Origin of the sequence: Klebsiella sp. A-Nf5 (assembly GCF_002810545.1) — a bacterium.
Taxonomy (GTDB): Bacteria; Pseudomonadota; Gammaproteobacteria; order Enterobacterales; family Enterobacteriaceae; genus Klebsiella; species Klebsiella variicola.
In genome coordinates, this window is the sequence record NZ_PIOG01000269.1 from 19,071 (window position 1) to 40,928 (window position 21,858).

Sequence of the window (21,858 nt, forward strand, 5' to 3'; positions counted from 1 at the left end):
CCCCGCAGCGCGTGCTGCGTGAAATCATATCCTGTGTGTTATTTAAGTAATAATTCAGCCGTTTCTCTGTTTGTCACCAGACAATTAATATAGCGTCCGTGCAATGCGCCAAGAATGCCAGAGTATTTCTCTTCCCCCATGGCGATGCCGATGGAATAGCGAGCCTGGCGCAGCTTCGCCATTTCGATCGACAGGGTTTTTTCGCTCATATTGGTATCGACTAACCCACCGTTAATATCGTAGAAACGCGAACAGATATCCCCGGCGACGTGGCGGGCGTTCAGATCGTCGCTCTCTTCGCTGCCGTAGAAGGCGTGCCAGTTTGCGCCGTCGCGAATGGCCGGTGAACCAATACCCACCAGCGCCACATCCAGGCTGTCCCAGTAGGATGAGATGGTTTTAAAGTGCTGGGACTGCATGATGCCGTTGCGGATCAGCGGGTTATCCAGCAGGGCTGGAAAATCGGCAAGGTGGGATTCCGCTTTCAGTCTGGCTGCCGCGCCGTAGGTTAACGTGTTCACATGGTAGCGGCTCTCCAGTTTACCGGAAGGTCCGCCGATGATGGGGACGCAGATCACCTGGCGTGACTGGCTGGCCTGCGGCAGGTTCTCCACCAGCGAACGCACGGCGCGGCCCCATGAAAAACCGATGATATCGCCGGGCTCCAGCAACCGGTCGACAAGCAGGGCGCCATGCTGGCCCATCGCACTCAGCTGTTCTTCTTCCAGCAGCCCATCGCTGCTGGCAACCACCGCCTCTTTCAGACCAAATTTTTGCTTGAGCTGTTGCTCGAGCCACAGGTTCTCGTTGTAGTCATAGTTGATGGCGATGGTGACAATGCCCTGCTCGCGGCCACGCTTCAGCAGGCGGCTGATGGTGGTGCGATAGATCCCCAGCTCACGAGCGATTTGCGCCTGAGTCATATCCTGCTCGTAATAGAGCTGGGCGATTTTGACAATCAGCCGGATATCGTCACTGTTTTCCATGGTCATCTGCAGGCTCCTGCACATTTGTGCAAATCGCGGGTTTGTGCTGTTGATCTGATATAACCCTATTAGAGCCACCGTTTAAAGCGATTTTCTTTTATTTCATCACCCTAATCTGGCGAATAATCTTGCACATTTGCGTTATCAATAGCGGGTTGTTGGCACCTTTGTGCATTGCACGCTAAATCGCTGATTCTGTGATATTTCATCATGCAAAGTTGCCAGGCGTTGAGCGGGACACTTTTGTGAAAAAAGGCGTAGTCGATCACACCTTGCGCCGGAGGGCGCAAAGGCACATCTTTTTTCTCGCCCACAAGGTAGGGTATATTTCGCTTTTACAGGAGAATCTATGCTGCCCGACTCATCAACCCGATTAAATAAATACATCAGCGAAAGCGGCATCTGCTCGCGTCGCGAAGCGGACCGCTTTATTGAACAAGGCAACGTCTTTATCAATGGCAAGCGCGCCACCATTGGCGATCAGGTGAAGCCTGGCGATTTAGTCAAAGTTAACGGACAGTTGATTGAGCCGCGTGAAGCGGATGATCTGGTGCTGATTGCGCTGAATAAGCCGGTCGGCATTGTGAGCACCACGGAAGACGGCGAGCGCGACAACATTGTCGATTTCGTCAACCACAGCAAGCGAATCTTCCCTATCGGCCGTCTGGATAAAGACTCTCAGGGGTTGATCTTCCTCACCAACCATGGCGATCTGGTGAACAAGATCCTGCGCGCCGGCAACGACCATGAAAAAGAGTATCTGGTGACGGTCGATAAGCCGGTGACCGATGAGTTCATTCGCGGCATGGGCGCGGGTGTGCCGATTCTCGGGACCGTGACGAAAAAATGTAAGGTGAAGAAAGAAGCGCCGTTCGTTTTCCGCATCACTCTGGTGCAGGGGCTGAATCGCCAGATCCGTCGTATGTGTGAGCACTTTGGCTATGAAGTGACGAAGCTAGAGCGTACGCGGATTATGAACGTGAGCCTGACGGGGATCCCCTTGGGTGAATGGCGTGATCTAACCGATGACGAGTTGATCGACCTGTTCAAGCTGATTGAAAACTCCTCTTCAGAAGCGAAGCCAAAAGCCAGGCCGAAGGCCAAAGCGGCGACCCCCGGGATCAAGCGCCCGGTGGTGAAGATGGAAAATAGCAACGATAAAGGCCGCCCGGCTGCTAACGGGAAACGTTTCACCCAGCCGGGACGTAAAAAGAAAGGTCGTTAACGCCTGCCGCGGGTCGGCGTATTCGCCGACCAGGAAAAGGTCGCTTCTTTATCCGTTTTATAAGCCTGCTGTTTTTTCACCTGGCGGGCTTTCTTCGCATCCGCTTCACGCTGTGCCATCAGCTTATCGATATATTCCTTTTTCACGCTGTTCGTTTCCGCATTGCTCAGCGGGCGGCCATGCGCAATGCGCGCGCGGTCAAGCAGCGTTTTCAATTCGCGCTGTTCGCGCTCGGTCATCTCTTTTTGTGTAATACGGGGGAGTGCCATGGTGGTGCCCTCAGTCAGACCAGAGCACCCAGTGTACGGCAATGAATATTTTACTGATAGCCTGTATGGCAACTAAAGCAGGCACACGCCCGGGCCTGGGCCCGGACGTATCACGCTCAGCGTTTGTCGGCTTTTTTGGCGATGGGCTTTCCTGACCAGTACCCGGCCAGCAGCGAACCGGACAGGTTATGCCAGACGGAGAACAGCGCGCCCGGCAGCGCCGCCAGTGGGCCGAAGTAAATTTTACCCAGCGCGGCCGCCAGGCCGGAGTTCTGCATCCCCACCTCGATCGCCAGCGTACGACAGGTGGATTCATCAAAACCAAACAGACGTCCGCCCCAGTACCCGCCAAGCAGGCCAATAGTGTTATGCAGGATCACCGCGATAATCACCACCAGGCCGACGGAGGCGATATGGGCGGCGGAACCCGCCACCACCGCGCTGATGATCGCCAGAATGCACACCATCGAGAAGGCAGGTAAGAACGGCTCTACCGCTTTCACCACCTTCGGCAGCAGATGATGGACAATCAACCCCAGCGTGATGGGAATGACCACGATCTGCAGAATGCTGAGCAACATCCCCATGATGTCGACCTGAATGTGCGCGTCGACGTACAGACGGGTGAGCAGCGGTGTCGCCACGACGCCGACGAGAGTGGAGACCGAGGAGATGGTTACCGACAGTGCAACATCCCCCTTGGCAAGAAAGATCATCACGTTGGAGGCGGTTCCGCTGGCGACGCTACCGACCAGTACCATCCCGGCGGAGAGCTCGGGTGGCATATGAAACAGCAGCGCCAGCAGCCAGGCGGCGAGCGGCATCACCAGATAATGGAGAAAGATCCCCGCGGCGACCGGCGCCGGGCGCGACAGGACGCGCTTAAAATCTTCCAGCTTCAGATGCACGCCCATACCGAACATGATCAGCATCAGCAGAGTGGTGACCCACGGGCCAATCGGGGTGAAGGTGGTGGGAGTGTAATAGGCCAGAACGGAGAGCAGCAGTGCCCATAACGGGAACAGCCGCGTCAGAGTTGCGAGCATGTTGTGTTCCTTGGGATACGCGAACCGGGCCGCGCCATCCCGATGGGGCGGCGAGCAGGTCAGCTGGTTGTGTTGATGTTGTTATAAAAAAGCCGGGTTCGAGCCCGGCTATAGGTATTGTTTATCGTGCTAAGGAATTTTATTCAAACAAATTATGATGCAGCTTCTGCACTACCTTCTCCGCATCGGGGCCAGGCACCAGGAAGCAGAGGTTATGACTGGAGGCGCCATAGCAAATCATGCGGATGTTAAACGGCTCGAGGACGCCAAAGACCTCTTTACCGACGCCGCAGGCTTTCGACAGCTCATTGCCAATCAGGGCCACCAGCGCCAGGTCTTCCTCCACTTCCACGCGGCACAGCGATGAGAGTTCAGTCAGCAGCGCCTGGGTCAGCAGGGTATCGCCTGCAGAGGTTGAGCCGGTGGTATCCATGGTCAGGGCCACACTCACTTCGGAGGTGGTGATCAAATCGACGGAGATGTTATGGCGCGCCAGAATGCCGAACACTTCGGCGAGGAAGCCGCGGGAGTGCAGCATATTCAGGCTATGCAGTGTCAGCAGCGTCTGACGGCGACGCAGGGCCAGGGCGCGGAACAGCGGTGGGTTCTCGGTGGTTTTACACACCAGCGTACCGCCCGCTTTAGGCTCTTTACTCGAGCCGACAAACACCGGAATATCGCTGCGCACGGCAGGCAGCAGGGTCGCCGGGTGCAGCACTTTGGCGCCAAAGGTGGCCATTTCCGCGGCCTCTTCAAAGGCGATGACGTCGATGCGTTTCGCCGCCGGCGCCACGCGAGGATCGGTAGTATAAATCCCCGGGACATCGGTCCAGATATCGACGCGGGTGGCATTCAGCGCTTCGCCGAGCAGAGCGGCGGTATAATCGCTGCCGCCGCGGCCGAGGGTGGTGGTGCGGCCTTTCGCTTCGCTGCCGATAAAGCCCTGGGTCACCACCAGGCCTTCCGCCAGACGCGGCGCCAGCTGCTGCTGGGTCAGTTCGGCGACAGCGGCGATGTCCGGTTCGGCGCGGCCAAAGCGATCGTTAGTGCGCAGCACTTTGCGGGCGTCAAACCACTGCGCCTGAATGCCGCGCTCACGCAGGATTTCCACAAACAGCAGGGTGGACATCAGTTCGCCATGGCTGACCAGTTCGTCGGTCAGGGCGGTCGAGGAGGCGAGCGCGGCGGCTTCCGCCAGCGTCGTGATGTTTTCCAGCAGGCGCTCAATCTCTTCGCGGATCACATTGGGATAGCGCAAACGCTCCAGAATATTGGACTGGATCTGGCGCAGAGCGTCCAGCTGGGTAAAACGTTCGGTGGGTTCCAGCCCTCCCGCTAAGGCCACCAGAATGTTGGTCACGCCAGCAGAGGCGGAGAGCACAACAATACGGGTGTTAGCATCGAGCAACGCCACATCGATGCTGCGGTTCATAGCGTCAAAATCGGCAACGCTGGTGCCGCCAAATTTGGCGACGACTAGATCTGTCATAACAACCTCGTGTCAGGGGGCCTGACTTATTAAAACGATTCCTGAACACCGATCGTGGCAGGGGCTGGACGCCGCCGGATCGCAACAAAATGTCTTAATAAGCCAGGCCAAATTATTCAGCCATGGCACAAGGGAAGAGCGATAAACAGGGTGGCGCAGAGTGATAAACAACTACGATGTCACCCAGAAGTGCTCCACCTTGTAGACCCGACTCACCGCTCTGGGCGCAGAGGTGTTCGGGTATGAAACGCCCGACTGCGAACGTTTCTGGTGACAACCCAGGGGATTCAGCCCCTGTGGCCGGTGAGGAGCGTGACCAGACGCTCTTTCACCTCGGCGTTGCTCCCCCTCACGTATTTTCCCCGGACTGGTTCCTCCAATACGGTTACCTGGGCAACGCACCTCTTCTGGCAATTACCGACGTCTTTCACCTGGCCGGGGGAACAGGGACATTATATCCCCCGCGAATACCCTTTCGCTGTAGCGTGAAATGCGCGAGCAATAGATACCTACCAATACGTAAGCACTGCGGATATATAAAGGCTTAACACCAGCTATGTCAACGCTGCGGTTATGCGGATTTTTCATGCCCCTGCGGCTAACAGAAAAAAGCCTTATGATAGCTATACTAATGGGGCTTTTTACTCCGTTTTGACCCGATTCCTGACCGGCGTCAGGGACAAGTCACAAAAATCATCACAATTTTCCGTCACCGGCGCTACAATCGACCGAAGTCACAATCTCAAATCAGAAGAGTATTGCTAATGAAAAACATCAACCCAACGCAGACCTCTGCCTGGCAGGCATTACAGAAACACTTCGACGAAATGAAAGATGTCACTATCAGCGAGCTGTTCGCCAAAGATAGCGACCGTTTTTCTAAGTTTTCCGCGACGTTCGACGATCTGATGCTGGTGGACTTCTCCAAAAACCGCATCACCGAAGAGACGCTGGCTAAACTGCAGGATCTGGCGAAAGAGACCGATCTGGCAGGCGCCATTAAATCGATGTTCTCCGGCGAAAAGATCAACCGTACCGAAGACCGTGCGGTACTGCACGTCGCGCTGCGCAACCGCAGCAATACGCCGATTGTGGTTGATGGTAAAGATGTGATGCCGGAAGTGAACGCTGTGCTGGAGAAGATGAAAACCTTCTCAGAAGCGATTATCTCCGGTAGCTGGAAAGGCTATACCGGCAAACCGATCACCGACGTGGTTAACATTGGTATCGGCGGTTCCGACCTCGGTCCGTTCATGGTCACCGAAGCGCTGCGTCCGTACAAAAACCACCTCAACATGCATTTTGTCTCCAACGTCGATGGCACCCACATCGCTGAAGTGCTGAAGAACGTCAACCCGGAAACGACCCTGTTCCTGGTGGCGTCCAAGACCTTCACCACTCAGGAAACCATGACCAACGCCCACAGCGCGCGCGACTGGTTCCTGGCGACCGCGGGCGACGACAAGCACGTGGCCAAACACTTCGCGGCGCTTTCTACCAACGCGAAAGCGGTTGGCGAGTTCGGCATCGACACCGCCAACATGTTTGAATTCTGGGACTGGGTTGGCGGCCGTTACTCCCTGTGGTCGGCGATTGGCCTGTCCATCATTCTCTCCGTGGGCTTCGACAACTTCGTTGAGCTGCTGTCCGGCGCGCATGCGATGGATAAACACTTCTCCACCACCCCGGCGGAGAAAAACCTGCCGGTGCTGCTGGCGCTGATCGGTATCTGGTACAACAACTTCTTCGGAGCAGAAACCGAAGCGATTCTGCCGTACGACCAGTATATGCACCGTTTTGCCGCCTACTTCCAGCAGGGCAACATGGAGTCCAACGGTAAGTATGTTGACCGTAACGGCCACGCGGTAGACTACCAGACTGGCCCGATCATCTGGGGTGAGCCGGGCACCAACGGTCAGCACGCGTTCTACCAGCTGATCCACCAGGGCACCAAAATGGTACCGTGCGATTTCATCGCCCCAGCTATCACCCACAACCCGCTGTCCGACCATCATCCGAAGCTGCTGTCCAACTTCTTCGCTCAGACCGAGGCCCTGGCTTTCGGTAAATCCCGTGAAGTGGTCGAGCAGGAATATCGCGATCAGGGTAAAGATCCGGCGACCCTGGAGCACGTGGTGCCGTTCAAAGTGTTTGAAGGCAACCGTCCGACGAACTCCATCCTGCTGCGTGAAATCACCCCGTTCAGCCTGGGGGCGCTGATTGCCCTGTACGAGCACAAAATCTTCACCCAGGGCGCGATCCTCAACATCTTCACCTTCGACCAGTGGGGCGTTGAACTGGGCAAACAGCTGGCTAACCGCATCCTGCCGGAGCTGAAAGACGGCAGCGAAGTTAGCAGCCACGACAGCTCGACTAACGGCCTGATTAACCGTTATAAAGCCTGGCGCGCATAATCTTGCGCAGCTAAGACGCAATGCCGACCTTTAGGTCGGCATTTTTTTTACAGCCGCCGCAGCAGGCGGGCTGGATTTCCCGCCCACACCCCTTTCTCGGTAATGGACTTCGTCACCACGCTGCCCGCGCCAATCACCACGCCGTCGCAGATGCTGACGGCCAGAATCGTGGCGCCGCTGCCGATCGACACGTCATCGCCAATCTCAATCCGCCCCCAGCTGGCGCGGTCGGCATTCGGTTTGCCGTCGCGAAACAGGTCGTTGGCAAACATCACGCCGTGACCGATAAAGCAGCGCTGGCCAATGGTGACGTACTCGCAGATAAAAGTATGGGACTGAATTTTACTGTTCGCGCCAATGCGGGTATTGCCCTGGATCTCAACGAACGGCCCGACGAAGACGTTATCGCCAAGGACACAGTCGTACAGGTTGGCGGGCTGGTATATCACCACGTTCTCACCGCTGGTGACGTTGCGGATCGCCGTTTCCCGAAGGGTATGCATAGTGCCTCTCAGATCGGTTTGGCCAGAATATATAAGGTGCTCAGGGAATACTCTTGTTGCAGGTAGCACGCCAGCTCGTCGGCGTTATGCCAGAGGTGAGCAAAGTGATGGCGATAGCTGGCATTGCCCATTTCATTGAGTAAAGCCGCATCCTCTGCGCGTGCGGTACGAATCTTCAGCATGGTTGTTTCCTTTTTAACCCGTCCGTCTGGGCTGTGATTGTTACATCTTCGCCGGTGGTGGCAAAAAGTTAGCGAATAATGTCGATCTGGATCACATTTTTGCGTTATACAGGTCTCAAAGAAGCATAATGATGAGGGGTATTTATGTCGTCGGTTTATCGTCCGCTGGTGAATTTTATCGCCACCGCGATGCAAACGGTTTTGAATCTTGGGCTGCTGTGCCTGGGGATTATTTTGATCGTCTTCCTCGGGAAAGAGACGCTGCATCTGGCCGATGTCCTCTTTACCCCGGAGCCGACCAGTAAGTACCGGCTGGTGGAAGGTCTGGTGGTCTACTTCCTCTACTTCGAGTTTATCGCGCTGATCGTCAAGTATTTTCAGTCGGGGTTCCACTTCCCGCTGCGCTATTTCGTCTATATCGGCATCACCGCGATTGTACGCCTGATTATCATCGACCATGAGTCGCCGATGGCGGTGCTGATTTACTCCGCCGCGATCCTGATCCTGGTGATTACGCTCTGGCTGTGTAACTCCAATCGCCTGAAACGCGAATAAAAAAAAGCGGCCTCCAGGGCCGCTGACCAACAGTCACAAATAGAATTTATGTAGGGTCCAGTTGAGGATAGCAGTGGCATTGGCCTTACTTTTTCAGCTGAGGGCGACGGCGACAATACCCGGTTGGGGTCGTGTATTGCGGCTAGACCGTCGGCCCTCATCTGAAATTTGGGGCCGGTGTTACAAAAAAACTTAACCTTTCACCCCACCCGCCGTCAGGCCGTTAACCAGCCAGCGCTGCGCCAGCAGGAAGACGACCGTGATCGGGATGGCGGAGAGCACCGCCGCAGCGGCGAAGTCGCCCCACAGATAGTTCTGCGGGTTGAGATACTGTTGCATACCTACCGCCAGGGTATAGCTGTTCACATCGCGCAGCAGCAGCGAGGCGACGGGCACTTCGGTGATGGCCGCGATGAACGACAGAATAAACACCACCGCCAGAATCGGCACCGACAGCGGCAGCAGCACGAGGCGGAAAGCCTGCCATGGGGTCGCGCCATCCAGCGCCGCCGCTTCTTCCAGCGAACCATCGATGGTTTCGAAGTAGCCTTTAATCGTCCAGACGTGCAGCGCGATACCGCCCATATAAGCGAAGATCACGCCGCCGTGGGTGTTGAGGCCGACGAACGGGATGTACTGGCCCAGGCGGTCAAACAACGCATACAGGGCCACCAGCGACAGCACCGCCGGGAACATCTGGAAAATCAGCATCCCTTTCAGCAGGGTCGCTTTCCCCGGGAAGCGCATACGGGCAAAAGCGTAGGCGCAGGTGGTGGAAAGGGCGACGATACCGATCGCGGTAATGCCGGCGACCTTAATCGAGTTCCACAGCCACAGCAGGACCGGGAACGGCGGCGGCGTGACGCGGCCATCGGCGTGTTCGACGCTGAAGCCTAACGCCAGACGCCAGTGTTCCCAGGAGATGGTATCCGGGATCAGGCTGCCGGTGGCGAAGTTGCCTTCGCGCAGCGAGATAGCGATAACCATCAGCAGCGGAAACATAATCGCGGCGATAAAAATCAGCAGTAACAGGTGTGTCGTAAAGAGACGCAGTTTCTGAGATTTGGGTTGGACCATAGCCATTATCGTTATCTCCCTTAATCAAACTTCATGCGTGTGGCTTTCAGATTCACAATCGCTAACGCGCCAACCAGCAGGAAGATAAGCGTTGCGATAGCCGCCGCCAGGCCGAAGTCCTGACCGCCGCCGCCTTCAAAGGCGATGCGATAGGTGTAGCTCACCAGCAGGTCGGTATAACCGGCCGGGGTGGTGGTGCCGAGACGGTCCGGACCACCGTTGGTCAACAGCTGAATCAGCACGAAGTTGTTAAAGTTAAAGGCGAAGCTGGCGATCATCAGCGGTGTCAGCGGTTTGATCAGCAGCGGCAGCGTAATTTTAAAGAAGTTCTGGAACGGACCGGCGCCATCCATCGCCGACGCTTCGTACAGATCGTCCGGAATCGCCTTCAGCAACCCCATGCACAGGATCATCATGTACGGATAGCCCAGCCAGGTATTGACGATGATGATCATGGTACGCGCGGTGGTCGGGTCGCTAAACCAGGCCGGCTTAATGCCGAACAGCGCGCTGAGCATCATATTGATTTCACCAAAGCTCTGGTTGAACAGCCCTTTGAAAATCAGAATCGAAATAAACGACGGTACGGCATACGGCAGAATCAACAGGACGCGGTAAATTGCTTTGCCTTTCAGCGCTTCCCACTGCACCAGACAAGCCAGCACCATTCCCACGGCCACGGTCAAAATCACCGTCAGCACCGAGAACACCACGGTCCAGACGAAAATAGCGAAGAACGGTTTCTGGATACCTTCGTCCTGGAAGACGCGAGTGAAGTTATCCCAGCCGATCGTCACGGTGTAGCCCGGGCTCAGCTTTTCAGTGCCCCAGCTGCCGTCGGCGTTAATCGCCTGGTAGAAGCCTACGTCATTGTTCGGGCGGTATTTGACGTGGGTCTGATTGTTGGTCAGCACCCCATCTTCGCTAAGCGTATACAGCGGTTGAGTGCCGGAGAACTGACGCAGCGAGCTCATGATCACTTTGCTGTCATCCGGCAGCACGGCGGTCAGTTGGTTCAGCGCGGTGCGGTTCTGGGTAATGACGCGCAGGCTGACGCGCTCGCCTTCCGGCAGGGCGTCGGTTTCTTTTAACGCCAGCTTCTGCTCACCGCCGAATTTAAAAGCGTCGGAAAGGTAGTTTTTACCGCTCTCGCCGTCGGTCAGGGCCAGTTTCCACTCGTCCCCCGCCGGGATCAGCGTGAAGTTATAGGCTTTGCCAGCCTGGAAAGAGCGATCCATCAGCACCTGCTGCGCACGTTCAAAGGTCAGCTGGTTGGTGCTGCTGTAGTTCGTGAAGGCGATGGCAATGGTACAGACCAGCGGAAACAGGACGAACAGGCCCATGCCGGCGAGGCCGGGATAGACATAGCGCCAGGCATAAGCCTTGCGATTAGCGAAAATATACAGGCCAACTGAGCTTAAAATCAGCGTCATGATGGCGAACAGGTACTCCCCCTGGGCGTACATCAAAACAACAAGGTAACCCACCAGCAGGCACAGTAAGCCAATCACAGACCATGTGAGTTGCGGACTTTGCCACCAGTGTTTCTTTTTAACGGCATCCATGGGGATCATCCTCTACAGCGGTGAAAACTTATTTGTCAGGTGGCGCTTCGCTTACCTAACCTACGGTCCGAGCCGCAGTGGTAGGGCGGGTAAGCGCAAGCGCTACCCGCCGTTTTCTTACTTAGTGATACGACTCTGTGCATCCTTCAGTGCAGCATCGACAGTCTGGCGACCGCTGGCGGCGTTGATAACCGCGGTACGAACGGCATACCAGAAGGCAGACATCTGCGGGATGTTAGGCATGATTTCGCCATTCTGGGCGTTCGCCATGGTGGCGGCGATGCGCGGATCTTTTTCCAGTTTCTCCTGGAAGGATTTCAGCGCGACAGCACCCAGCGGTTTGTCGTTGTTAACCGATTCCAGACCCTGATCGGTCATCAGGTAGTTTTCGAGGAACTCTTTCGCCAGCTCTTTGTTCGGGCTGGCGGCGTTGATACCCGCGCTCAGTACGCCAACGAACGGTTTCGATGGTTTGCCTTTAAAGGTCGGCAGCAGGGTGACGCCGTAGTTAACCTTGCTCTTATCAATGTTAGACCACGCCCACGGACCGTTGATGGTCATGGCGGTTTCGCCTTTGTTGAAGGCGGCTTCCGCGATGGAGTAATCCGTGTCGGCATTCATGTGCTTGTTCTTGATCAGGTCAACCAGGAAGGTGAGACCCGCTTTCGCGCCTGCGCTGTCTACGCCGACGTTTTTCACGTCATATTTGCCGTTTTCAAACTTGAAGGCGTACCCGCCGTCGGCAGCGATCAGCGGCCAGGTGAAGTACGGTTCCTGCAGGTTGAACATCAGCGCGCTCTTACCTTTCGCTTTCAGTGCTTTATCCAGCGCCGGGATCTCTTCCCAGGTTTTCGGCGGGTTCGGTACCAGGTCCTTGTTATAAATCAGGGACAGGGCTTCAACCGCCACCGGATAGGCGATCAGTTTGCCGTTAAAGCGCACGGCATCCCAGGTGAATGGGTAGAGTTTGTCCTGGAACGCTTTGTCCGGGGTGATTTCAGCCAGCAGGCCGGACTGTGCGTAGCCGCCGAAACGGTCATGCGCCCAGAAGATGATGTCCGGGCCGTCGCCAGTCGCCGCAACCTGCGGGAACTTCTCTTCCAGCTTGTCCGGATGTTCTACGGAAACTTTAATGCCGGTGTCTTTTTCAAACTTTTTACCCACTTCAGCGAGGCCGTTATAGCCTTTGTCGCCATTAATCCAGATAACCAGCTTACCTTCTTCAATTTTCGCGAGGGCAGAGGCGGAAAACATCATCGTGGTCAGTGCTGACAGCGCGAGGATGCGAGCGCCAGTTTTGATTTTCATATACCCGTCCTATTTGGTGATGTACTCGTGGATACACTTCGGTGGCTTAACGATGATGAGTTTCCTTTTTTAACAACCCCTTTCCATCCTCCCCTGGTCTACGCCCCACCCGCTGGTTGTGTGATCTCCATTGCAAAAACGGCCGTATTGCGTCCTGGAGCACAGAAAAAAGTGCCCAATTTTGTCGTCCCCATCACGAAATCACGCTTCGTCCGCCATCCCCCGCGGCGAGAGGCAATCTCTCATCCTCCCATCTCCTCCCCCATAAAAAAGCCGGGGGGTGGAGGATTTGCCAGCTTAAGGAATGCCGCATAGTCGACCCATCTTGAATGTGTCTTTAAGTGACAGGTTGTAACGAAGGGAGAAGGGCATGGCGAGCGTACAGCTACGAAATGTAACGAAAGCCTGGGGCGACGTGGTGGTATCTAAAGATATCAATCTCGAGATCCAGGATGGGGAGTTCGTCGTGTTTGTTGGACCGTCGGGCTGCGGCAAATCCACTCTGCTGCGTATGATTGCCGGACTGGAAACAGTCACCAGCGGCGATCTGTTCATTGGCGATACCCGGATGAACGACGTGCCGCCCGCTGAGCGCGGCATCGGCATGGTATTCCAGTCATATGCGCTTTATCCCCATCTTTCCGTTGCCGAAAATATGTCTTTCGGCCTGAAGCTGGCCGGCGCGAAAAAAGAGGTCATTAACCAGCGAGTGACTCAGGTGGCTGAGGTCTTACAGCTGGCGCATCTCCTGGAGCGTAAACCGAAAGCGCTTTCCGGTGGTCAGCGCCAGCGTGTAGCGATCGGCCGTACGCTGGTGGCAGAGCCAAGCGTCTTCCTGCTGGATGAACCGCTCTCTAACCTGGATGCCGCCCTGCGTGTCCAGATGCGTATCGAGATCTCCCGTCTGCATAAGCGGCTGGCCCGCACCATGATTTATGTTACCCACGATCAGGTGGAAGCGATGACCCTCGCGGACAAGATTGTGGTTCTGGACGCCGGCCGTGTGGCACAGGTCGGGAAACCGCTGGAGCTTTATCACTATCCGGCTGACCGCTTCGTTGCCGGCTTTATCGGTTCACCGAAGATGAACTTCCTGCCGGTGAAAGTCACCGCGACGGCTATCGATCAGGTGCAAGTAGAACTGCCGAACCGCCAGCAAATCTGGCTGCCGGTAGACAGCGCCAACGTTCAGGTTGGCGCCAACATGTCATTAGGTATCCGCCCCGAGCATTTACTGCCCAGCGATATCGCCGATGTGACCCTCGAAGGTGAGGTTCAGGTCGTCGAACAGCTCGGCCACGAGACGCAAATTCATATCCAGATCCCCGCCATCCGTCAGAACCTGGTTTACCGCCAGAATGACGTGGTGTTGGTAGAAGAGGGAGCCACATTCGCCATCGGTTTGCCGCCAGAACGTTGCCACTTATTCCGTGAGGATGGCACCGCTTGTCGTCGGCTGCATAAAGAGCCGGGCGTGTAAGGCTTCCCATTAAAAAAAAGCGCGAACCCGGCTGGCGGTACACCGGCGAAGCGTTCAAAGAAAAGCAATGATCTCAGGAGATAGAATGATGATTACTCTGCGCAAACTTCCTCTGGCGGTCGCCGTCGCAGCAGGCGTTATGTCTGCTCAGGCGCTGGCTGTCGATTTCCATGGTTACGCGCGTTCCGGCATTGGCTGGACCGGCAGCGGCGGCGAGCAACAGTGTTTCAAAGCGACAGGCGCACAAAGTAAGTACCGTCTTGGTAACGAATGTGAAACCTATGCGGAACTGAAGCTGGGCCAGGAACTGTGGAAAGAAGGGGATAAGAGTTTTTATTTCGATACTAACGTTGCCTATTCCGTGAATCAGGAAGATGACTGGGAAAGCACCTCTCCGGCGTTCCGTGAAGCCAACATCCAGGGTAAAAACCTGATCGACTGGCTGCCGGGCTCCACGCTGTGGGCAGGTAAACGCTTCTATCAGCGTCATGACGTTCACATGATCGACTTCTACTACTGGGATATCTCCGGCCCGGGTGCAGGTCTGGAAAACGTTGACCTTGGCTTCGGCAAGCTCTCTCTGGCCGCTACCCGCAACTCAGAAAGCGGCGGCTCTTACACTTTCTCCAGCGATGACACCAAAAAATACGCAGCGAAAACCGCAAACGACGTCTTTGACGTCCGTCTGGCGGGCCTGGAAACTAACCCGGGCGGCGTGCTGGAGTTAGGTGTCGATTACGGTCGTGCGAACCCGCAGGATGATTATCGTCTGGAAGACGGCGCGTCGAAAGACGGCTGGTTGTGGACTGGTGAACATACCCAGTCTATCTGGGGCGGCTTCAACAAGTTCGTAGTTCAGTACGCGACTGACGCGATGACCTCCTGGAACAGCGGCCACTCTCAAGGGACCAGCATCGATAACAACGGCAGCATGATCCGCGTTCTGGATCACGGTGCGATGGACTTCAACGATGATTGGGGCCTGATGTACGTGGCGATGTACCAGGACGTGGACCTGGACAGCAAAAACGGTTCTACCTGGTACACCGTGGGTGTCCGTCCGATGTACAAATGGACGCCGATCATGAGCACCCAGCTGGAAATCGGTTACGACAACGTGAAATCCCAGCGTACCAGCGAAAACAACAACCAGTACAAAATTACTCTGGCTCAACAGTGGCAGGCAGGCAACAGCGTCTGGTCTCGTCCGGCTATCCGTATCTTCGCAACCTACGCGAAGTGGGATGAAAACTGGGGTTACAGCAACGCCTCTGGTCTGCAGACCAAAGACAGCAGCGGAAGCGGCATGTACACCTCCAGCCGCGGTGACGACAGCGAAGTTACCTTCGGTGCCCAGATGGAAGTGTGGTGGTAATACCGCCTGTAAGACGGTTGTAACCTGGGAGGGGCATCGGCCCCTCCTGACTATTCAAGGTTAGCGCGCTATTGCCTGGCTACCGCTAAACCGATGCTATCCAAGGTGAGAAGAATGAAAATGAAGAAAACTCTCGTCGCTCTGTGTTTATCCACAGGGATGTTGGCATGCGTGCCGGGGATGAGCCTTGCCGATGTTAACTTTGTACCGCAGAACACCAGCGCCGCGCCGTCTATTCCAGCCAGCGCGCTGCAACAGCTGATCTGGACGCCTGCCGATCAATCAAAGACGCAGAGCGTTGATTTAACCACCGGCGGTCAACGCCTGGATGTCCCGGGGATCGTCGGACCGGTCGCCGCCTGGAGCGTACCGGCCAATATCGGCGAGCTGACCCTGACGCTCGACAGCGAACTGAACAAACATAAGCAGATTTTTGCGCCGAACGTGCTGATTCTGGATCAGAATATGACGCCAGCGGCGTTCTTCCCCAGCAACTACTTTACCTATCAGCAGCCGGGCGTGATGACCGCCGATCGCCTGGGCGGCGTGATGCGCCTGACTCCGGCGTTGGGCCAGCAGAAGCTCTATGTGCTGGTATTTACCACTGAAAAAGATCTTCAGCAGACCACGACCCTGCTGGATCCGGCGAAAGCCTATGCCAAAGGCGCCGGAAATGCGGCCCCGGATATCCCGGATCCGATCGCTAAACATACCACCGATGGCGTGCTGAAGCTGAAAGTGAAAACCAATAGCACCTCCAGCGTGCTGGTGGGCCCGCTGTTCGGCTCTTCCGGCCCGGGACCGGTGACCGTCGGCAATACCGCCGCGCCGGTAGCCGCGCCAGCCGCCGCAGCCGCTGCGGCGCCGGCAGCCAAAAGCGAACCGATGCTCAGCGATACCGAAACCTACTTCAACAACGGTATTAAGCAGGCGGTGAAACAAGGTGACATCGACAAAGCCCTGAAATTGATGAACGAAGCTGAGCGCCTCGGCTCGAAATCCGCTCGTTCCACCTTTATCAGCAGTGTAAAAGGCAAGGGGTAATCGTCTCCCCACAATGCTGATGTTTAGGCACAGCCTTTAGGTGCATCCTCCGGGATGCACCTTTTTTTGCACGCGCGGCAGCCTGTTGCATGGCTGTTGCGTGAATGATCGTATATTGACGTTTGCCCGCCACCAACCGCCTATTCTGCGATACAATGCTCTCACGTTATGTACCGGAGAATCAGGCATGTCCCATCCTGCGCTTACGCGACTGCGTGCGCTGCGCTATTTTGCCGTTATGCCATCCCTGGCGCCGCCCCTGAGTGACTGGCTGCTGCTGGAGGACTCAATGACCCAGCGCTTTGAGCAACAAGGAAAGCAGGTCACCGTGACCCTGATTAACGAAGGGTATATTGAGCGTGAGGCGCTGACTGACGAAGCGGCGCTGCTACCTGACGAGCCGCGCTACTGGCTGCGGGAGATTATACTCAACGCCGATGGCGAGCCCTGGCTGGCCGGGCGCACGGTGGTGCCGGAGTCGACGCTGTGTGGTCCGGAGCTGGCGCTACAGCAGCTCGGGCAGATCCCGCTGGGCCGATACCTGTTCACGTCGTCGACATTAACCCGCGATTTTATTGAAATTGGTCGCGATGCAGCGCTGTGGGGGCGTCGTTCCCGTCTGCGGCTGAGCGGCAAACCCTTGCTGCTGACCGAGCTGTTTTTGCCTGCGTCGCCGTTGTACTAAGAGGAAGAAAAAATGGAGTGGAGTCTGTCGCAGAATAAGCTGTTGGCGTTTCATCGCCTGATGCGCACTGACAAACCGATCGGCGCCTTGCTGCTGCTGTGGCCGACGTTGTGGGCGCTGTGGGTAGCCTCGCCGGGCGTACCACCGCTGTGGATCCTGGCGGTATTCGTCGCCGGCGTCTGGCTGATGCGCGCCGCCGGCTGCGTGGTGAATGACTATGCCGATCGAAAATTTGATGGTCACGTTAAGCGTACCGCCCGTCGTCCGCTACCGAGCGGCGATGTCACCGAGAAAGAGGCGCGAACGCTGTTTATCGTTCTGGTGCTGCTCTCCTTCCTGCTGGTGCTCACCCTCAACACCATGACCATTCTGCTGTCGGTCGCGGCGCTGGCCCTGGCATGGGTCTATCCGTTTATGAAGCGCTACACTCATCTGCCGCAGGTGGTGCTGGGGGCGGCCTTTGGCTGGTCAATCCCGATGGCCTTCTCGGCCGTCAGTGAATCGCTGCCGCTGAGCTGCTGGCTGATGTTCCTCGCCAACATTCTGTGGGCCGTAGCCTACGATACGCAGTATGCGATGGTGGATCGTGATGACGACGTTAAGATCGGCATCAAGTCGACGGCGATCCTGTTCGGCGAAAACGATCGTCTGATTATCGGTATTCTGCAGGTGGCCGTACTGGTGCTGATGGGCGCGGTGGGCTGGCTGAATGGGCTGGGCTGGGAATACTACTGGTCGTTATTTGTCGCGGCGGGTCTGTTTGGCTGGCAGCAGAAGCTTATCTTCAATCGCGACCGCGATAACTGCTTCAAAGCGTTTATGAACAATAACTACGTCGGGCTGGTGCTGTTCCTGGGCCTGGCGATGAGCTACCTGTAACCCCTGTCCGCTTCCCCCCGGCATACCGGGGGGAAGTGAGGGCAGAAAACACCGCGTTACGCGTCGTCCTGCGTGACGCTTTCAATCGTCAGCCGCACATCCGACGTAATCAATTCCGCCAGCATCCGATAAACCTTCAGCGTCTCTTCCGGCTCGGCATCGCCGGTATCGCTAATGTAGCCTTCGTCGCGCAGGGTCAGCACCAGGGTACTGAACACCGCTTTGTCGAAGAACTCCGGCGCGTTAATGCCATGCAGCACCGACAGACGCTGGGCCACGGTACGACTCTCTTTTTCCAGCGAACTGCGGTTGATCGACGGGTTGGCGCTCAGCAGCCAGAAGGTAATGGCATAGCGCTGCAGCGTCTCGCGCGCGCCAGCGGCCAGCAGTTGCAGGGAGCGAGAGTGCGACGGATTGAGGCTCATCACATCGCCATCAACGACGATCAGCTCCTGACGCAGCATCTCGGCAATCAACGCATCCACCACCCCGGCCAGCTCTGCTTTCTCCCAGCGCAGGAACAGCTCGGCCTTGAGGAACGGATACAGCGTTTCGACATGGCGCAGCACTTCGGTGCGGCTGAGTTGACGATGCTGAGTCACCAGGGCGGCTAACAGCGACGGAATCACCAGCATATGGGCGATGTTGTTGCGATAGTAGGTCATCAGCACCGCCTGCTCGCGCGGCAGGATGATGATATCGCCGATGGTGTCCTTCTCTACTTCGAACTTGTTCATCTGCAGCGCGTGGTCGATAAGCTCGCTGGCCGAAGCGGAGGGGGCGGTCGCATCTGGCGAATAGGGCACATTGCGCAGCAGCGCGAGGTAGCACTCCAGCTGTTGGGTCAGCTGCTCACGGGTGAGCGAACGCTGGCGCGAGGCCAGCAGCGCCGTGCAGCACAGGTTCATGGCGTTGGCCGCGCCGGCGTTGTTGATGCGCACCATCAGGTCTACGGCGATGTTATTCACCGTTGGCGTCAGCCAGGAAGGGCGGATGGCTTCGATTGGGTCGATGGCTTCCCGCCACTCTGGCACATGGTGGTTAAGGTAGGTCATCAGCGGCAATGGTTCGCCGAAGTTGACATAGCCCTGGCCAAGGTTGCGCAGCTTACTCAAGCCGCGCACCATCTGCGGCAGGCTCTCTTTCTCTTTGGTGGCGCCGCGCAGCTCTTTGGCGTAGGTTCCTACTTCCATCACGTGCTCATAGCCGATGTAGATAGGCACCAGAGTGATAGGCCGGGTACCGCCACGCAGCATCGCCTGGATGGTCATCGACAGCGTACCGGTCTTCGGATCGAGCAGACGGCCGGTACGGGAGCGGCCGCCTTCGACGAAATACTCGACGGAATAGCCGCGGCTGAACAGTTCGCCAAGATATTCGCGGAACACCGTGGAATAGAGCTTGTTGCCCTTAAAGGTGCGGCGAATAAAGAACGCGCCCAGGCGGCGGAAGATTGGCCCGGCTGGCCAGAAGTTGAGGTTGATGCCCGCCGCGATATGCGGTGGCACCAGGCCCTGATGATACAGAACGTAGGAGAGCAGCAGATAGTCCATGTGGCTGCGGTGGCAGGGGACATAGACAATCTCATGGCCGTCGTGAGCCAGCTGACGCACGCGCTCGGCGTTATGCACGTTGATCCCCTGGTACAGGCGGTTCCAGGTGAAGCCGAGAATGCGGTCGGTCAGGCGGATCATCTCGTACGAGAAGTTCGCGGCAATCTCTTCCATCAGCGCGATAGCGTTCTGCTGAGCCTTCTCGTGAGAAATTTTCTTGCTGCGCGCTTCGTCTTCCACCGCGCGGGCAATCGCTTTCGAGGCCAGCAGTTTATTAAACAGATCCTGACGGGCCGGCAGACGCGGGCCGACGGCGGCCAGGCGCTGGCGGGCAAAGTGCATCCGGGCGACGCGAGCCAGCTTCTGCGCGATGATCTTATCGGTGCCGTGTTCATCCGCCATGCGGCGCAGCGACACGGAAGGCGAAAAGCGCACAAAGCTGTCGCGGCCGAGCCAGGAGACGGCGAAAAATTTCTGGATACCGTTAAGCATCCGCAGCGGTGGATTGACTTCCCCTTTCTCACGGCCCGGCGAGCGGCCGAACATCACCGAGACCGGCACCATTTGCACATCGAGATCCGGATGGTTGCGGTGCAGATCGAGGTAGTCGTGGAACAGCTTGATGGACTCTTCTTTTGGCGTGTAATAGGTAAATACGCGCGGCCCACCGTGGATGAATACGTAACGCGGCAGCAGCGCGCCGTCGATCTCCAGCGGTTCAAGCGGATCGGGTAAATCATGCGCCAGGCATTGGGCGCGCAGCGTCAGCAGGTCCGCCTTGGAGTTATAGGGCAGGACGTACATGACCGGACGCGAGGTATCGAGTCCTAATTCCTGAGCAGGCTCTGCCGGAATAGACTTGCTTTTTACCAGCACCCGTAATGGTAAATTCAGTAATTTATAGTAAATTCGTTGCCAGCCGGACATAAACGATGTGAAGCCTCTGGTTAATCATGCAAATGCGCGGCAAGAATAACAGAAAGTGGGCAAAATTTCCGTTACCACGCGGCAAACGCGTACACTCATCGACGTCATTTACGTAAAAAGGTTTTGTGATGGCCAATAATACCACCGGGTTAACCCGAATCATTAAGGCGGCAGGTTACTCCTGGAAAGGATTTCGCGCGGCGTGGATCAACGAGGCCGCGTTTCGTCAGGAAGGCGTCGCCGCCATCGTGGCCGTCGCGATAGCCTGCTGGCTGGACGTCGACGCCATCACCCGCGTATTGCTGATCGGGTCGGTCCTGCTAGTGATGATAGTCGAAATTCTCAACAGCGCGATTGAGGCGGTCGTGGACCGTATAGGCTCGGATTATCATGAGCTTTCAGGGCGCGCCAAAGACATGGGGTCGGCAGCGGTCCTGCTGGCGATTATCATCGCGCTGATCACCTGGGGAACGCTGCTGTGGAGCCATTATCACTAACGTTCTTCGCTAAGCCTCGCAAAATATAAACAATCTACCGATTTTTGTGTGCCATGTGGTTCCAAAATCACCGTTAGCTGTATATACTCACAGCATAACTGTATATACACCCAGGGGGCGGAATGAAAGCGTTAACGACCAGGCAGCAAGAGGTGTTTGATCTCATTCGGGATCATATCAGCCAGACGGGCATGCCGCCGACGCGTGCGGAAATTGCTCAGCGCTTGGGGTTCCGTTCCCCAAACGCGGCGGAAGAACACCTGAAAGCGCTGGCGCGTAAAGGCGCGATCGAGATCGTCTCCGGCGCATCTCGCGGTATCCGCCTGCTGACGGAAGAAGAACACGGCCTGCCGCTGATCGGCCGCGTCGCCGCTGGCGAGCCGCTGCTGGCGCAGCAGCACATTGAGGGCCACTATCAGGTCGACCCGTCGATGTTTAAACCCAACGCGGATTTCCTGCTGCGCGTCAGCGGCATGTCGATGAAAGACATCGGTATCCTTGATGGCGATCTGCTGGCGGTACACAAAACCCAGGACGTGCGTAACGGCCAGGTGGTCGTGGCGCGCATTGACGACGAAGTGACGGTGAAGCGCCTGAAAAAGCAGGGCAACGTCGTCGAGCTGTTGCCGGAAAACAGCGAGTTTTCCCCTATCGTTGTCGATCTGCGCCAGCAGAGTTTTACCATTGAGGGTCTGGCCGTTGGCGTGATCCGTAACGGAGAATGGCTGTAGCGCCTGCCCCTGCGCAGCGTCATCGGATGCATGACGCTGCGACGTTTTTCCTCAATCAGGTCCCCCAT

General features: G+C 56.7%; 19 protein-coding genes, 1 pseudogene and 1 riboswitch. Of the genes and pseudogenes, 10 read left to right on the top strand and 10 right to left on the bottom strand.

Annotation, left to right across the window (positions count from 1 at the left end):
• Positions 1 to 38: 38 nt before the first annotated feature.
• Positions 39 to 986 (bottom strand): sugar-binding transcriptional regulator, encoded by a 948-nt coding sequence (locus tag CWM53_RS27330; protein WP_002884616.1) that lies wholly within the window; start codon positions 984 to 986, stop codon positions 39 to 41.
• Between the two features lie 349 nt (positions 987 to 1,335).
• Here CWM53_RS27330 and rluF point away from each other — a divergent pair, with 349 nt between their 5' ends.
• Positions 1,336 to 2,211, top strand: coding sequence for a 23S rRNA pseudouridine(2604) synthase RluF (gene rluF / locus CWM53_RS27335; RefSeq protein ID WP_074387367.1), 876 nt, complete (start codon positions 1,336 to 1,338; stop codon positions 2,209 to 2,211).
• On the opposite strand, the gene CWM53_RS27340 is transcribed toward rluF, so the two are convergent.
• The 3 genes from CWM53_RS27340 to lysC all read right to left on the bottom strand — a co-directional run bounded on the left by CWM53_RS27340 (position 2,208) and on the right by lysC (position 5,015).
• Positions 2,208 to 2,480: a DUF3811 domain-containing protein gene (locus CWM53_RS27340; RefSeq protein ID WP_012969166.1), complete on the bottom strand. Its 273-nt coding sequence runs from the start codon at positions 2,478 to 2,480 to the stop codon at positions 2,208 to 2,210. The two genes, rluF and CWM53_RS27340, sit on opposite strands and share 4 nt — an antisense overlap.
• A gap of 116 nt (positions 2,481 to 2,596) precedes the next feature.
• Positions 2,597 to 3,526, bottom strand: coding sequence for a ketopantoate/pantoate/pantothenate transporter PanS (gene panS, locus CWM53_RS27345; RefSeq protein WP_100676111.1), 930 nt, complete (start codon positions 3,524 to 3,526; stop codon positions 2,597 to 2,599).
• Positions 3,527 to 3,665: 139 nt separating this feature from the next.
• Positions 3,666 to 5,015, bottom strand: a complete 1,350-nt coding sequence (gene lysC, locus CWM53_RS27350; RefSeq protein ID WP_074387365.1) for a lysine-sensitive aspartokinase 3 — start codon at positions 5,013 to 5,015, stop codon at positions 3,666 to 3,668.
• Positions 5,016 to 5,194: 179 nt separating this feature from the next.
• A riboswitch (Lysine riboswitch) is annotated at positions 5,195 to 5,430 on the bottom strand.
• Between the two features lie 349 nt (positions 5,431 to 5,779).
• Here lysC and pgi point away from each other — a divergent pair.
• Positions 5,780 to 7,429 carry a glucose-6-phosphate isomerase gene (gene pgi / locus CWM53_RS27360; RefSeq protein WP_012543196.1) on the top strand — a complete coding sequence of 550 codons (1,650 nt, stop codon included), beginning with the start codon at positions 5,780 to 5,782 and terminating at the stop codon, positions 7,427 to 7,429.
• A 47-nt stretch (positions 7,430 to 7,476) separates the two neighbouring features.
• Here the strand turns inward: pgi and CWM53_RS27365 are convergent, their stop codons facing one another.
• Positions 7,477 to 7,932 (bottom strand): acyltransferase, encoded by a 456-nt coding sequence (locus CWM53_RS27365; RefSeq protein ID WP_032701144.1) that lies wholly within the window; start codon positions 7,930 to 7,932, stop codon positions 7,477 to 7,479.
• A 32-nt stretch (positions 7,933 to 7,964) separates the two neighbouring features.
• Positions 7,965 to 8,114: pseudogene (locus CWM53_RS27370) on the bottom strand (N-acetyltransferase); the annotation flags it as partial.
• Between the two features lie 144 nt (positions 8,115 to 8,258).
• On the opposite strand from CWM53_RS27370, the gene psiE reads away from it, so the two are divergent.
• Entirely contained in the window at positions 8,259 to 8,669 is a 411-nt protein-coding gene (psiE, locus tag CWM53_RS27375; protein WP_004206282.1) for a phosphate-starvation-inducible protein PsiE, read from the top strand.
• Positions 8,670 to 8,861: 192 nt separating this feature from the next.
• On the opposite strand, the gene malG is transcribed toward psiE, so the two are convergent.
• The 3 genes from malG to malE all read right to left on the bottom strand — a co-directional run bounded on the left by malG (position 8,862) and on the right by malE (position 12,619).
• Entirely contained in the window at positions 8,862 to 9,752 is an 891-nt protein-coding gene (malG, locus tag CWM53_RS27380; protein ID WP_002884725.1) for a maltose ABC transporter permease MalG, read from the bottom strand.
• 14 nt (positions 9,753 to 9,766) lie between these two features.
• The gene (gene malF, locus CWM53_RS27385) at positions 9,767 to 11,311 is read right to left on the bottom strand and encodes a maltose ABC transporter permease MalF (RefSeq protein WP_100631198.1); all 1,545 of its coding nucleotides are present in this window, start codon (positions 11,309 to 11,311) and stop codon (positions 9,767 to 9,769) included.
• A gap of 117 nt (positions 11,312 to 11,428) precedes the next feature.
• Positions 11,429 to 12,619 (bottom strand): maltose/maltodextrin ABC transporter substrate-binding protein MalE, encoded by a 1,191-nt coding sequence (gene malE / locus CWM53_RS27390; RefSeq protein WP_061156128.1) that lies wholly within the window; start codon positions 12,617 to 12,619, stop codon positions 11,429 to 11,431.
• Positions 12,620 to 12,989: 370 nt separating this feature from the next.
• Here malE and malK point away from each other — a divergent pair, with 370 nt between their 5' ends.
• The 5 genes from malK to ubiA all read left to right on the top strand — a co-directional run bounded on the left by malK (position 12,990) and on the right by ubiA (position 18,082).
• Positions 12,990 to 14,099, top strand: coding sequence for a maltose/maltodextrin ABC transporter ATP-binding protein MalK (malK, locus tag CWM53_RS27400; protein WP_061156127.1), 1,110 nt, complete (start codon positions 12,990 to 12,992; stop codon positions 14,097 to 14,099).
• Positions 14,100 to 14,184: 85 nt separating this feature from the next.
• Positions 14,185 to 15,474, top strand: coding sequence for a maltoporin (locus tag CWM53_RS27405; RefSeq protein ID WP_100681897.1), 1,290 nt, complete (start codon positions 14,185 to 14,187; stop codon positions 15,472 to 15,474).
• 114 nt (positions 15,475 to 15,588) lie between these two features.
• The gene (gene malM / locus CWM53_RS27410; protein ID WP_100730084.1) at positions 15,589 to 16,518 is read left to right on the top strand and encodes a maltose operon protein MalM; all 930 of its coding nucleotides are present in this window, start codon (positions 15,589 to 15,591) and stop codon (positions 16,516 to 16,518) included.
• Between the two features lie 187 nt (positions 16,519 to 16,705).
• Positions 16,706 to 17,203 carry a chorismate lyase gene (gene ubiC / locus CWM53_RS27415; RefSeq protein WP_008807309.1) on the top strand — a complete coding sequence of 166 codons (498 nt, stop codon included), beginning with the start codon at positions 16,706 to 16,708 and terminating at the stop codon, positions 17,201 to 17,203.
• Between the two features lie 12 nt (positions 17,204 to 17,215).
• A complete protein-coding gene (gene ubiA / locus CWM53_RS27420; RefSeq protein WP_023287012.1) occupies positions 17,216 to 18,082 on the top strand; it encodes a 4-hydroxybenzoate octaprenyltransferase in 867 nt (288 codons plus the stop codon).
• Positions 18,083 to 18,138: 56 nt separating this feature from the next.
• Here ubiA and plsB read toward each other — a convergent pair whose 3' ends face one another.
• Positions 18,139 to 20,562 carry a glycerol-3-phosphate 1-O-acyltransferase PlsB gene (gene plsB / locus CWM53_RS27425; RefSeq protein ID WP_100730085.1) on the bottom strand — a complete coding sequence of 808 codons (2,424 nt, stop codon included), beginning with the start codon at positions 20,560 to 20,562 and terminating at the stop codon, positions 18,139 to 18,141.
• Between the two features lie 128 nt (positions 20,563 to 20,690).
• Between plsB and CWM53_RS27430 the strand changes: the two genes are divergently transcribed.
• On the top strand, positions 20,691 to 21,059 hold the full coding sequence (locus tag CWM53_RS27430; protein WP_004206290.1) for a diacylglycerol kinase: 369 nt from the start codon (positions 20,691 to 20,693) through the stop codon (positions 21,057 to 21,059).
• 122 nt (positions 21,060 to 21,181) lie between these two features.
• Positions 21,182 to 21,790 carry a transcriptional repressor LexA gene (lexA, locus tag CWM53_RS27435; RefSeq protein WP_016160103.1) on the top strand — a complete coding sequence of 203 codons (609 nt, stop codon included), beginning with the start codon at positions 21,182 to 21,184 and terminating at the stop codon, positions 21,788 to 21,790.
• Positions 21,791 to 21,858 lie beyond the last annotated feature (68 nt).

Excerpts from the sequence above, each read along its gene's own strand:
- malK (WP_061156127.1), top strand. The coding sequence starts at position 12,990 with ATGGCGAGCGTACAGCTACGAAATGTAACGAAAGCCTGGGGCGACGTG.
- ubiA (WP_023287012.1), top strand. The coding sequence starts at position 17,216 with ATGGAGTGGAGTCTGTCGCAGAATAAGCTGTTGGCGTTTCATCGCCTG.
- malE (WP_061156128.1), bottom strand. The coding sequence starts at position 12,619 with ATGAAAATCAAAACTGGCGCTCGCATCCTCGCGCTGTCAGCACTGACC.
- plsB (WP_100730085.1), bottom strand. The coding sequence starts at position 20,562 with ATGTCCGGCTGGCAACGAATTTACTATAAATTACTGAATTTACCATTA.
- malG (WP_002884725.1), bottom strand. The coding sequence starts at position 9,752 with ATGGCTATGGTCCAACCCAAATCTCAGAAACTGCGTCTCTTTACGACA.
- psiE (WP_004206282.1), top strand. The coding sequence starts at position 8,259 with ATGTCGTCGGTTTATCGTCCGCTGGTGAATTTTATCGCCACCGCGATG.
- ubiC (WP_008807309.1), top strand. The coding sequence starts at position 16,706 with ATGTCCCATCCTGCGCTTACGCGACTGCGTGCGCTGCGCTATTTTGCC.
- CWM53_RS27365 (WP_032701144.1), bottom strand. The coding sequence starts at position 7,932 with ATGCATACCCTTCGGGAAACGGCGATCCGCAACGTCACCAGCGGTGAG.
- CWM53_RS27340 (WP_012969166.1), bottom strand. The coding sequence starts at position 2,480 with ATGGCACTCCCCCGTATTACACAAAAAGAGATGACCGAGCGCGAACAG.
- lexA (WP_016160103.1), top strand. The coding sequence starts at position 21,182 with ATGAAAGCGTTAACGACCAGGCAGCAAGAGGTGTTTGATCTCATTCGG.
- pgi (WP_012543196.1), top strand. The coding sequence starts at position 5,780 with ATGAAAAACATCAACCCAACGCAGACCTCTGCCTGGCAGGCATTACAG.
- CWM53_RS27330 (WP_002884616.1), bottom strand. The coding sequence starts at position 986 with ATGGAAAACAGTGACGATATCCGGCTGATTGTCAAAATCGCCCAGCTC.
- malF (WP_100631198.1), bottom strand. The coding sequence starts at position 11,311 with ATGGATGCCGTTAAAAAGAAACACTGGTGGCAAAGTCCGCAACTCACA.
- CWM53_RS27405 (WP_100681897.1), top strand. The coding sequence starts at position 14,185 with ATGATGATTACTCTGCGCAAACTTCCTCTGGCGGTCGCCGTCGCAGCA.
- malM (WP_100730084.1), top strand. The coding sequence starts at position 15,589 with ATGAAAATGAAGAAAACTCTCGTCGCTCTGTGTTTATCCACAGGGATG.
- CWM53_RS27430 (WP_004206290.1), top strand. The coding sequence starts at position 20,691 with ATGGCCAATAATACCACCGGGTTAACCCGAATCATTAAGGCGGCAGGT.
- panS (WP_100676111.1), bottom strand. The coding sequence starts at position 3,526 with ATGCTCGCAACTCTGACGCGGCTGTTCCCGTTATGGGCACTGCTGCTC.
- lysC (WP_074387365.1), bottom strand. The coding sequence starts at position 5,015 with ATGACAGATCTAGTCGTCGCCAAATTTGGCGGCACCAGCGTTGCCGAT.
- rluF (WP_074387367.1), top strand. The coding sequence starts at position 1,336 with ATGCTGCCCGACTCATCAACCCGATTAAATAAATACATCAGCGAAAGC.